The sequence below is a fragment of the Variovorax sp. Root434 genome (assembly GCF_001426595.1).
Lineage (GTDB): Bacteria > Pseudomonadota > Gammaproteobacteria > Burkholderiales > Burkholderiaceae_C > Variovorax.
Genome location: NZ_LMEK01000025.1, coordinates 855,659 through 867,189 on the forward strand (window position 1 = coordinate 855,659; position 11,531 = coordinate 867,189).

The 11,531-nt window shown below is 68.2% G+C and carries 10 protein-coding genes and 2 pseudogenes; 4 read left to right on the plus strand and 8 right to left on the minus strand.

The annotated features are described in order from the left end of the window. Window positions 1–79 precede the first annotated feature (79 nt). Window positions 80–1,210, plus strand: a complete 1,131-nt coding sequence (locus tag ASD05_RS24715) for a zinc-binding dehydrogenase (RefSeq protein WP_056597886.1) — start codon at window positions 80–82, stop codon at window positions 1,208–1,210. Window positions 1,211–1,470: 260 nt separating this feature from the next. On the opposite strand, the gene kdpE is transcribed toward ASD05_RS24715, so the two are convergent. From kdpE to ASD05_RS30960, 8 genes are all read right to left on the minus strand, one after another. Continuing rightward, on the minus strand, window positions 1,471–2,166 hold the full coding sequence (gene kdpE / locus ASD05_RS24720) for a two-component system response regulator KdpE (protein WP_056597888.1): 696 nt from the start codon (window positions 2,164–2,166) through the stop codon (window positions 1,471–1,473). Between the two features lie 4 nt (window positions 2,167–2,170). Further along, complete coding sequence (locus ASD05_RS24725; protein ID WP_056597890.1) at window positions 2,171–4,927, minus strand: DUF4118 domain-containing protein; 2,757 nt, start codon at window positions 4,925–4,927, stop codon at window positions 2,171–2,173. 12 nt (window positions 4,928–4,939) lie between these two features. After that, a complete protein-coding gene (locus ASD05_RS30955) occupies window positions 4,940–5,074 on the minus strand; it encodes a hypothetical protein (protein ID WP_019657716.1) in 135 nt (44 codons plus the stop codon). 116 nt (window positions 5,075–5,190) lie between these two features. Then, a complete protein-coding gene (gene kdpC, locus ASD05_RS24730; RefSeq protein WP_056597892.1) occupies window positions 5,191–5,802 on the minus strand; it encodes a potassium-transporting ATPase subunit KdpC in 612 nt (203 codons plus the stop codon). A gap of 13 nt (window positions 5,803–5,815) precedes the next feature. Next, a complete protein-coding gene (gene kdpB / locus ASD05_RS24735) occupies window positions 5,816–7,915 on the minus strand; it encodes a potassium-transporting ATPase subunit KdpB (protein WP_056597894.1) in 2,100 nt (699 codons plus the stop codon). Between the two features lie 13 nt (window positions 7,916–7,928). Beyond that, the gene (gene kdpA, locus ASD05_RS24740; RefSeq protein ID WP_056597896.1) at window positions 7,929–9,728 is read right to left on the minus strand and encodes a potassium-transporting ATPase subunit KdpA; all 1,800 of its coding nucleotides are present in this window, start codon (window positions 9,726–9,728) and stop codon (window positions 7,929–7,931) included. A gap of 1 nt (window position 9,729) precedes the next feature. Next, window positions 9,730–9,828, minus strand: coding sequence for a K(+)-transporting ATPase subunit F (kdpF, locus tag ASD05_RS24745; protein ID WP_019657711.1), 99 nt, complete (start codon window positions 9,826–9,828; stop codon window positions 9,730–9,732). Next, the gene (locus ASD05_RS30960; RefSeq protein WP_268810467.1) at window positions 9,825–9,947 is read right to left on the minus strand and encodes a hypothetical protein; all 123 of its coding nucleotides are present in this window, start codon (window positions 9,945–9,947) and stop codon (window positions 9,825–9,827) included. Before ASD05_RS30960 ends, kdpF begins: the two co-directional genes overlap by 4 nt. Window positions 9,948–10,141: 194 nt before the next feature. On the opposite strand from ASD05_RS30960, the gene ASD05_RS24750 reads away from it, so the two are divergent. From ASD05_RS24750 to ASD05_RS24755, 3 genes and pseudogenes are all read left to right on the plus strand, one after another. Continuing rightward, on the plus strand, window positions 10,142–10,816 hold the full coding sequence (locus ASD05_RS24750) for a helix-turn-helix transcriptional regulator (RefSeq protein ID WP_157610250.1): 675 nt from the start codon (window positions 10,142–10,144) through the stop codon (window positions 10,814–10,816). A gap of 32 nt (window positions 10,817–10,848) precedes the next feature. Continuing rightward, a pseudogene (locus ASD05_RS31105) lies at window positions 10,849–10,911 on the plus strand (superoxide dismutase [Fe]); the annotation flags it as partial. A 98-nt stretch (window positions 10,912–11,009) separates the two neighbouring features. Continuing rightward, window positions 11,010–11,530 (plus strand): annotated as a pseudogene (locus ASD05_RS24755) (superoxide dismutase); the annotation flags it as partial. Window position 11,531 lies beyond the last annotated feature (1 nt).

Below are 11,531 nucleotides of genomic sequence, written 5' to 3' on the forward strand. Positions count from 1 at the left end.
GCAGCTTTCGCACCGCGCTCCTATACTGGCCGCCCCGTGGCCACAGGCCATCTGCGAACCGTCTGAAAAGGGGCCTCCCATGGCACTGCAAATCCGCTCCCTCATCCGCGCCAACGGCGAACTCGAACTCTCGCTGCACGACGACCCGATCCCCGAACCGCAGGCCCACGAAGTGGTGATCCGCGTCGAGGCGTCGCCATTGAACCCGTCGGACCTCGGCCTGCTGTTCGGTGCGGCCGACATGAGCACGGCCAAGGCCTCGGGCACCGCCGAGCGCCCGGTCGTCACCGCCACGGTGCCCGAGCGTGCGCTTCCCGCCATGGCGGCGCGGCTCGGCGAATCGATGCCGGTCGGCAACGAAGGCGCGGGCGTGGTGGTGAAGGCCGGTTCGTCGCCGGCTGCGCAGGCGCTGCTCGGCAAGACCGTGGCGGCCATCGGCGGCGCGATGTACTCGCAGTACCGCTGCCTCGCCGCTGCCCAGTGCATGGAACTGCCCGAAGGCACCACGCCGGCCGAAGGCGCGTCGTGCTTCGTCAATCCGCTTACCTCGCTGAGCATGGTCGAGACCATGCGCATGGAAGGCCACAAGGCGCTGGTGCACACGGCCGCCGCGTCGAACCTGGGCCAGATGCTCAACAAGATCTGCCAGAAGGACGGCATCGCGCTCGTCAACATCGTGCGCAAGCAGGAGCAGGAAGACCTGCTGCGCGGCCTGGGCGCGAAGTACGTGTGCAACGCGACCTCGCCCACCTTCCTCGAAGACCTGACGCAGGCATTGGTCGAAACCGGCGCCACACTGGCCTTCGACGCCACCGGTGGCGGCAAGCTCGCCGGGCAGATCCTCGGCTGCATGGAAGCCGCGATCAACCGCACGGCCAAGGAATACAGCCGCTACGGTTCGACCACGCACAAGCAGGTGTACATCTATGGCGGCCTCGACCGCAGCCCGACCGAGTTCGTGCGCAACTTCGGCATGGCGTGGGGCATGGGCGGGTGGCTGCTGTTCCCGTTCCTCGGAAAGCTCGGCGACGAAGGCACCAAGCGTTTGAAGGCGCGCGTCGTCGCGGAGCTGAAGACTACGTTCGCGAGCAAGTACACGCGTGAGGTTTCGCTGGTCGAGGCACTGCAGCTCGATGCGATCGGGGTTTATGGGAAGCAGGCTACGGGGGAGAAGTTCTTGCTGAATCCGAACAAGGATGTTGTTGCTTGAACGCTCACGCCGACGGGGTACCTTGCTCCGCGAATGTCCCCCGGCCTGCGGCCTCCTCCTTTATTTCGCTGCGCAAGGCACCCCATCGGCGTGATCGTTCAGAGCACTGGTTGATCGGCCGCGAATCAGCACCGTGCCCTGTGCTCAGGGCATCGGGTGCTCCCCGCAGCGAAATAAAGGAGGAGGCGAAGCCGGGGGACATTCGCGGAGGGGAGTACCCGGTGGCCTGTGCACGCGCCCTGAACGCACGCACCCGAGAGCTAAACAACCAGCCGATACCCCACCGCAGTTTCAGTCAGCAAATGACGAGGCTGCGCCGGATCGACTTCGAGCTTCTGCCGCAGATGCCCCATGTAGATCCGCAGGTAGTGGCTCTGCCCGGTGTGCGACGGGCCCCACACCTCGCGCAATAGCTGGCGTTGCGTCAACACGCGGCCTGCATTGGCGACCAGCACCGACAGCAGGCGGTATTCGGTCGGCGTCAGATGCACCTCGGTGCCCGCACGACGAACGAGGCGCGCGGCACGGTCGAGTTCGATCTCGCCGAAGCGGAACAGCGCCTCGGGCGTTGCTTCCTCGGTGCTGGCGGCGCGTGGGCGGCGCAGGTTGGCGCGCACGCGGGCCAGCAGCTCGCCGGTGCCGAAGGGCTTGGTGAGGTAGTCGTCGGCGCCGGCGTCGAGGGCGGCGATCTTGTCGGCTTCGTCGGTGCGTGCCGACAGCACGATGATCGGCACGGCCGACCAGCCGCGCACGTCGCGGATCAGCGAAACGCCATCGCCGTCGGGCAGGCCGAGGTCGAGCACCAGCAGGTCGGGCTGGCGCGTACCGGCGGCGGCGAGCCCGTCGCGCACGGAGCCCGCTTCGTGCACCACCCAGCCCTCGGCCTCGAGCGCGCCGCGCACGAACCGGCGGATCTGCGGCTCGTCTTCGATCACGATGGCGGTGGGAGAAGGCATGGGTTCAGAGTTGAGCTTCAGCAGGCTCGGGGGGCTCGCGGCGCGGTAGGGTGACGGTGAATTCTGCACCGCCGTCGCGCGCATTTTCCGCCGTGATCTCGCCGCCGTGTGCGCTCACCACCGCCTTGCAGATCGCCAGGCCCAGGCCCACGCCCGGCGTGGCCGACTCGGCCTCGCCGCGCGTGAATTTGTCGAAGAGCTTCTGTTCGCGGCCCAGTAGCGCGGCGGGCAGGCCGGGGCCGTGGTCGCGCACCGTCAGCACCAGCACGCCAGGCTCGGCACGCGCGCCGACCACGATGGGCGGCGCGCCGTACTTAGTGGCGTTCTCCAGCAGATTGACCAGCACGCGCTCGATCAGCACCGCGTCGAACTCGACCAGCGGCAGGTCCGGGTCGAGCGCGGTCTGCACCACGGTGCTGCCCAGCGACGTGCGCGCCGCGCGGATGGCCGAGCCCACCACCTCCTCCACCGACTGCCAGTCGCGCCGCAGGTTCACCGCGCCGCCGGCGATGCCGCTTTCGAGCCGCGCCATGTCGAGCAGGTTGCTCACCAGCGCATGCAGCTCGTGCGCCTGCGCGACGATGGCGCGCGCGGCGCTGGCGTGCTCCTCGGGCGGCAATGTCTGCAGCGACTCGGCCAGCGCGATGAGCGCGGTGAGCGGCGTGCGCACATCGTGCGAGATGGCGCCCAGCAGCGCGTTGCGCAGCCGCTCCGATTCCATCTCGACCACGGCCTGCTGCGCCACCTCGACGTAGTGCACGCGCTCCAGCGCGATCGCGATCTGCCGTGCCAGCGTGTCGAGCTGCTGCGCCTGCTCGGGAATGAGCAGCCAGCGCGGCTGCGCGGGCGAGAGCGCGAGCACGCCGCGCACGCGCATCGGCGCCTGCAGCGGCACGTAGTGCCAGGGCTGGGCCGCGAGCGTGGCGGTGGCGAGGCCGGCGCTCTGGCCGTGGCGGAAGGCCCAGTCGGCCACCTGCGGATCGAAACCCTCGGGCGCGTCGGTGGGCATCACGAGCTGGTCGGCCGCGTCGGTCACGAGCACCAGCGCATCGCCGCCGAAGTGCCCGCGCACGGCAGCGGTGCCGAGCATGACCACCTGCGAGGCTTCGAGCGCGGCCGACAGTTCGCGTGTGAGCTCGAACAGCGAACGCGCGCGCCGCTCGCGGCTGGTCGACACGCCCGCCGCGAAGCGCAGCCCCGCGGTGAGCTGCCCCACCAGCAGGCCGACGCCGAGCATGATCGCGAAGGTCAGCACGTACTGAACGTCGCTCACCGCGAACGACATGCGCGGCGGCACGAAGAAATAGTCGAAGGCCGCGACGTTGAGCAGGGCGGCCAGTGCCGAGGGCCCGCGCCCGAAACGCATCGCCACGCCCACCACGCCGAGCAGGAACACCATGACGATGTTCGACAGCTCCAGCACGCCGACCAGCGGCGTGCACGCCAGCGTGAGCGCGATGCTGGTGGCTGCCGCCCATGCATAGCCGGGCCAGTGGATGGGCGCCTTCTCGTGGTCGTCGCTGTCGATGCTCGCGCCCTGCAGCGGCGCGCGCGACAGGCGGCGCGAGCTTTCGGCGGGCGCCACTTCCATGATGTCGAGCGCCGGCGCGCGCTGCGCCAGCGAGCGCGCGAGCGGCACCGCCCTCGCGGGCCACCAGCGCCGCCAGCCGGCCTCCGGCTGCGAGCGCCCGAGCACCAGCGTGGCGCAGTTGAGCCGCCTTGCCTGCTCGGCGAGCTGCTCGGCCACGTCGGAGCCGGTGAGCACGGCCGTGGCCGCGCCCAGTTCTTCCGCGAGCTTGAGCACCGCGAGGATGCGGTCGCGCTCCGCCGCGGCCAGCCGCTGCAGCCGGGGCGTCTCGACGTACACCGCGTGCCAGCGCACGTTGAGCTGTCCCGCGAGCCTCGCGGCAGTGCGCACGGTCTGCGCCGCGCCCTCGTGCGGGCCGACGCACGCGAGGATCGCGCCCGATGTGTTCCAGGCCTGCAGGCCGGGGCCCTTGCCGTTTGCGCCCGCGCCGCCTGGGCCCGACTGCTCCACGCGCCAGCCGCGCACGTCGTCTTCCACGTGCTCGGCGGTGCGCCGCAGCGCGATCTCGCGCAAGGCGATCAGGTTGCCCTTGCGGAAGAAGTTCTGCGCGGCGCGCTCGGCCTGCTGGGGCAGGTAGACCTTGCCGGCCGACAGCCGCGCGGTGAGTTCGTCGGGCGTGACGTCGACCAGCACCACCTCGTCGGCCTCGTCGAGCACGGTGTCGGGCACGGTCTCGTGCACGCGCACGCCGGTGATGGCGCCAACGGTACCGTTGAGGCTTTCGAGATGCTGCACGTTGAGCGCCGACCACACCTCGATGCCGGCGGCCAGCAGCTCCTGCACGTCCTGCCAGCGCTTGGCGTGGCGCGAGCCGGAGGCATTGGTGTGAGCCAGTTCGTCGACCAGCAGCACGGCGGGCTTGCGCGCGAGCGCGGCGTCGAGGTCGAACTCGGCGAGCGTGCGCCCGCGGTAGTCCAGCTCGCGCAGCGGCAGCGCCTCCAGCCCCGAGAGCAGCGCGGCGGTCTCGCTGCGGCCATGGGTCTCGACCACGCCGATCAGCACGTCGCGACCGGCGGCACGCTCGCGCTGGGCGGCGCTGAGCATGGCCCATGTCTTGCCGACGCCCGCGCTGGCGCCGAAATAGATGCGCAGCTTGCCCCGCTGGGCGCGCGCCTCGTCGCTGCGCAGCTGCGCGAGCAGCGCGTCGGGATCGGGACGGAGCACTTCGTTCATCGGCGGCACAGGTTAGCGCATCGGGCCGTCCTTGCGGCGCGAGCGCTGGTGGCGCCGCGCGGTGCGCGACAGCACCCACCAAGCAAAGCCCAGCGGCACGAACAGCGCCGCCATGGCCAGCAGCGCCATCAACAGGTCAGTGACCATGGCACAGGCCGCAGCGCGCGAGGTGCTCGCGCCAGCTCACGAGCCGCCCGATCTCGCCCGAAGGCACGCATTCGGGGTGTTCTCGGTAGGCGGTATAGGCCATGGTCGGTTTCTCCTCAACGCGGAGCCGAAGGACTGAAGGAACCCGAAGCAGCATCGAGCGCGATGTTCAGCGCCAGCACGTTGACGCGCGATTCGCCCAGAAGGCCCAGCAGGGGCTTCTGCGTGTTCTTGTCGATCAGCAACTGGATCTGCGCGAGCGGCATGCCGCGCACGCGCGCCACCCGCGCCGCCTGGTACTGAGCGGCGGCGGGGCTGATGTCGGGGTCGAGCCCGCTGGCCGAGGCCGTGACCAGGTCGACGGGCACCGGCGCGGTGTTGTCCGGATCGGCCGCGCGCAGCGCTTCCACGCGCGCCTTCACCGCATCGGTCAGCGCGGGGTTGAGCGGACCCTGGTTCGAGCCGCCCGAGGCGCTCGCGTTGTAGGGCTGCGGTGCAGTGGCCGAGGGGCGGCCCCAGAAGTGCTTCGGATCGCTGAAGTTCTGGCCGATGAGCTTCGAGCCCACCGTCTTGCCGTCGAGCTCGACCAGGCTGCCGCCCGCTTGCGCGGGGAACACCGCTTTGGCCGCACCGGTAACGGCCATCGGATAGATCAGACCAGTGAGTGCGCTCAGCAGCACGAAGAGCACGAGCGCGGGGCGGACGATGCCGCCGTTGTTGTTTTCCATGATGAAGAACTCCTCAGACCAGGTGGACTGCAACCAGCAGCCAGTCGATCAACTTGATGCCGATGAAGGGAACCAGCAGTCCGCCCAGGCCGTAGATGGCGAGGTTGCGGCGCAACAGCGCGGCGGCGCCCACGGGCCGGTAGCGCACGCCCTTGAGCGCCAGCGGAATCAGGAACACGATGACCAGCGCATTGAAGATCACCGCGCTCAGGATCGCCGACGACGGGCTCGTGAGCCGCATCACGTTCAGCGCACCCAGTTGCGGGTACGTCGAGATGAAGATCGCCGGGATGATCGCGAAGTACTTCGCCACGTCGTTCGCGATCGAGAAGGTGGTGAGCGAGCCGCGCGTCATCAGCAGCGCCTTGCCGGTCTCCACCACCTCGAGCAGCTTGGTCGGGTTGGAGTCGAGGTCGACCATGTTGCCGGCCTCCTTCGCGGCCTGCGTGCCGCTGCCCATGGCCACGGCCACGTCGGCCTGCGCGAGCGCGGGCGCATCGTTGGTGCCGTCGCCGGTCATGGCCACGAGGCGGCCGTCGGCCTGGTACTGGCGGATCAGCGCGAGCTTGTCCTCGGGCGTGGCTTCGGCCAGGAAGTCGTCGACGCCCGCTTCGGCGGCGATGGCCGCGGCCGTGAGCTTGTTGTCGCCCGTGATCATCACGGTCTTGATGCCCATGCGGCGCAGCTCCGCGAAGCGCTCCTTGATGCCGGTCTTGACGATGTCCTTGAGTTCGATCACGCCGAGCACGCGGTTGCCCTCCGCCACCGCCAGCGGCGTGCTGCCGCGGCGCGCCGCTTCCTCGGCCGCGCGCAGCACCTCGGGCGCCATGCTGCCGCCGAGCGCTTCGACGTGGCGGCGCACCGCATCGACCGCGCCCTTGCGCAGCAGGATGGCTTCGGTGTCCAGGCTGTTCGCAGCGGCCGGCAGATCCACCCCGCTCATGCGGGTCTGCGCGGTGAAGGGAACGAAGTGCGTGCCTTCGACTGCGGTGGCGTCCAGCCCGTCGCGGCGGGCCAGCTCGACGATGCTGCGGCCTTCGGGCGTTTCGTCGGCGAGCGAGGCGAACATCGCGGCGCGCGCGAGGCGTGCCTTCGGAATGCCCGGCGCCGGCAGGAACGAAGTGGCCTGGCGGTTGCCGTGCGTGATGGTGCCGGTCTTGTCGAGCAGCAGCACGTCGACGTCGCCCGCGGCTTCCACCGCGCGGCCCGAGGTGGCGATCACGTTGGCCTGCATCATGCGGCTCATGCCGGCCACGCCCACGGCCGACAGCAGGCCGCCGATGGTGGTCGGGATCAGGCACACCAGCAGGGCGACCAGCGCGGTGAGCGACACCACGGTGCCCGCACCGGCGGCCTCCACGCTGAATACCGAGAACGGCAGCAGCGTGACCGTCACCATCAGGAACACGAGGGTGAGCGCCACCAGCAGGATGGTCAGCGCGATCTCGTTGGGCGTCTTCTGGCGCTTGGCGGCCTCGACCATGCCGATCATGCGGTCGAGGAACGACTCGCCCGGGTTCACCGACACGCGCACGATCAGCCAGTCGGACAGCACGCGCGTGCCGCCGGTCACGGCCGAGAAGTCGCCGCCCGATTCGCGCACCACCGGTGCCGACTCGCCGGTGATGGCGCTCTCGTCGACCGAGGCCACGCCTTCGATCACCTCGCCGTCGAGCGGGATCACATCGCCCGCTTCGACCAGCACGACATCGCCCTTGCGCAGATTCGGTGCCTGTTCAGGCAGCCACTGCGCGCCATGGTGAGGCTCATGCAGCTTCTTGGCCCAGGTGTCCTTGCGCAGCCCGCGCAGCGAAGCGGCCTGCGCCTTGCTGCGGCCTTCGGCCAATGCTTCGGCGAAGTTGGCAAACAGCACAGTGAACCACAGCCAGATGGTCACGGCCAGCACGAAGGCGGGCTTCATGCCGGTGTCGCCCGGGAAGCTCAGCGCATGCAGCCAGAGCAGCGTGGTCAGGATGCTCCCGATGTAGACGATGAACATCACCGGGTTGCGCCACTGGGTGCGCGGGTTGAGCTTGGCGAAGGCGCCCCACAAGGCGGGCTTGACCAACGCCGCATCGAACAGCGAAAGAGAGGTTTTGGTATTGGCAGTCATGGTGCGCTCCTTCTTATTTCCAGAGCACGAGGTGTTCGACGATCGGACCTAGAGCCAATGCCGGCACGTAGTTGAGCAGGCCGACCAGCAGCACGGTGCCGATCAGCAGCGAAACGAACAGCGGGCCGTGCGTGGGCAGCGTGCCGCTGGTGACGGGCAGGCGCTTCTTGGCCGCGAGCGCGCCGGCCACGGCCAGCACCGGCACGATCATCGCGAAGCGGCCGAGCCACATGGCCAGCGCAAGCAGGCCGTTGTAGAAGGGCGTGTTGGCCGACAGGCCGGCGAAGGCGCTGCCGTTGTTGTTGGCGGCCGAGGTCAGCGCGTACAGAATTTCGGAGAAACCATGCGCACCGGTGTTCGCGATGCCGGCCTTGCCCGCGCCCGCGATCACCGCCACCGCCGTGCCGGCCAGCACCAGGATCGGCGTGACCAGGATGGCGATGGAGATCAGCTTCATCTCGCGCACCTCGATCTTCTTGCCGAGGTACTCGGGCGTGCGGCCGATCATGAGACCGGCGATGAACACCGCGAGCATTGCGAAGATCAGCATGCCGTACAGGCCCGAGCCCACACCGCCGAAGACCACTTCGCCGAGCTGCATCAGCACCAGCGGCACCATACCGCCCATCGGGGTGAGCGAGTCGTGCATGCCGTTGACCGCGCCGCACGAGGCGGCCGTGGTGATGGCGGCGAAGAGCGAGGAGGCATCTATGCCGAAGCGCACCTCCTTGCCTTCCATGTTGCCGCCGGCCTGCAGCGCGCCGTGCATCTGGTCGACGCCCAGCGATGTCAGCAGCGGGTTGCCGGCCTGCTCGGCGGGCGTGATGACGATGACGGCGACGACGAACATCACCGTCATCGCCGCGAGCACGGCCCAGCCCTGGCGCATGTCGCCCACCACGTGGCCGAAGGTGAAGCACAGCGCAGCCGGGATCAGGAAGATCGCGATCATCTGCAGCAGGTTCACCAGTGCCGTCGGGTTCTCGTACGGGTGCGCCGAGTTGGCGTTGAAGAAGCCGCCGCCATTGGTGCCCAGCATCTTGATCGCTTCCTGCGAAGCGACCGGGCCCATGGCGAGCGTCTGCGTCTTGGTGGTGGCGTCTTCCATCACCGGCTGGCCCTTGTCATCCTTCAGCGGCTGGCCGTCGGCGCCGTTCTTCGGCTGCTGGAAGGCGGTGGTCTCCAGCGTGCTCGCTTCCTTGTAGCCGTCGAAGTTCTGGATCACGCCCTGGCCGACGAAGACCACCGCGAGCACGAACGAGATCGGCACCAGCACCCACAGCGTGATGCGCGTGATGTCGGCCCAGAAGTTGCCCACCAGCCCCTTGCCGTCGCCGCGGCGTGCGAAGCCGCGCACCAGCGCGAAGGCCACCGCGATGCCGGTGGCGGCGGAGAAGAAGTTCTGCACCGTGAGCCCGAGCATCTGCGTGAGATAGCTCATGGTCGACTCGCCCGCATAGCCCTGCCAGTTGGTGTTGGAGACGAAGCTCACCGCGGTGTTGAAGGCCGAGTCGGGCGACACGGCCCCCATGCCGGCGGGGTTGAGCGGCAGCCATGCCTGCAGGCGCTGCAGCGCGTAGACAAAAATCGCGCCGATGGCATTGAAGGCCAGCAGCGCGAAGGCATAGCGCAGCCAGTGCATCGACTGCTCGGGCTTCGTGCCGGCGAGCTTGTAGAAAGGCGCCTCGACGCGCTGCATCCAGCGCGGCACGCGCTCGTTGCACAGCGCGGCAAGGAACTTGCCGACCGGCCAGGCGAGAACGCCAAGCACGGCCAGGTAGAGGGCCAGCAGGCCCCAGGCGGAAGAAGTCATTTCAGAATTCCTCCGCGCAGATCAGCGCGAACACGAGGTAGGCGAAGAGAACCACGGCGATCAACGCGCCGAAGCCATAGAGAACTTCGAGGCTGATCACGATGACGCTCCGTCGGTCTTGTTCGATGGCTTCGGCGCGTCGAGCCTGTCCAGCCCGACCACCATGGCCCCCACCACGGCCCACAGCGCCAGCAAGGCGCCCATCCAGACGATATCCATTCAACTGCTCCTGGAGCGAAACACAAGGCCTTCAGTCTCGGCAGCAGTGCGTAAAAACGGGGAACAGAGTCAGCGGCGGCGCATAAAGAAAGCGTAAAAGCACACTGCCCTGCGTGGCTTGGGGTCATTTGCGCCAAGCCTCGACAGCGGCGTCGCGTCACTTAATAATCAAAATGACCACTTTGATTAATCTCATGCCAGCCTCAGTCGCCGGGCCCGCGCCAATGCCGCACCAGCCGGCAGACCGCATCCTCTCCACGCTCAAGACGCGCGGTGCGCTCGGCATTCCCGACATCGCCAAGGTCCTGAACGTCACGGTGGAGGCGGTGCGCCAGCAGATGGCCAAGCTGCAGGCCGAGGGATGGGTCGACGCCGAGAGCCGCTCCAGCGGCCGCGGCCGGCCCACGCAGATCTGGCGGCTCACGGGCGAGGGCCACAAGCGCTTTCCCGATACGCATGCCGAGATGACGGTGCAGATGATCAGCGCCGTCATCAGCGTGTTCGGCGAGAAGGGCATGGACCAGCTCATCGCGGCGCGCGAAGCGGCCATGCGCGCCAACTACGCCGAGGCCATGCGCGGCGCGCGCAGCCTCGAGTCGCGGCTGGCGCGGCTGGCCGAAATTCGCAACCGCGAAGGCTACATGGCCGAGTTCCGGCCCGACGAACAGGGCCCGGGCGACGGCTTTCTGTTCATCGAGAACCACTGTCCCATCTGCACTGCGGCGCGGGCCTGCACGGGCTTCTGCCGCAGTGAACTGCAGTTGTTCAACGAAGTGCTGGGGCCGGACGTGGCCGTCAGCCGCGTCGAACATGTGCTGGCAGGCGCCAGAAGATGCTCCTACCGCGTCGAACCCAAGGCGAATGCCTGAACCTTTTTTTCAACAGCCACAAGGAAACCACGATGGAACACAAGCTCCCACCCCTGCCCTACGCCCTCGACGCACTGGCGCCCGAGTACTCGCAGGAAACCCTCGAATACCACTACGGCAAGCACCACAACGCCTACGTGGTGAACCTCAACAACCTGCAAAAGGGCACCGAATTCGAATCGATGACGCTCGNAGGAAACCCTCGAATACCACTACGGCAAGCACCACAACGCCTACGTGGTGAACCTCAACAACCTGCAAAAGGGCACCGAATTCGAATCGATGACGCTCGAGGAGATCGTCAAGAAGTCCAGCGGCGGCATCTACAACAACGCCGCGCAGATCTGGAACCACACCTTCTTCTGGAACTGCATGAAGCCGCAGGGCGGCGGCGCTCCGACCGGCGCCCTGGCCAAGGCCATCGACGCCAAATGGGGCAGCTACGACGCGTTCAAGGAAGCCTTCGTGAAGTCGGCCGTGGGCAACTTCGGCTCGGGCTGGACGTGGCTGGTGAAGAAGGCCGACGGCTCGCTGGACATCGTGAACATGGGCGCCGCGGGTACGCCGCTGACCACCGGCGACACCCCGGTGCTGACGGTGGACGTGTGGGAGCACGCCTACTACATCGACTACCGCAACCTGCGCCCGAAGTTCGTCGAGACCTTCCTGGCCAAGCTGGCGAACTGGGACTTCGCGGCGAAGAACTTCGGCTGAA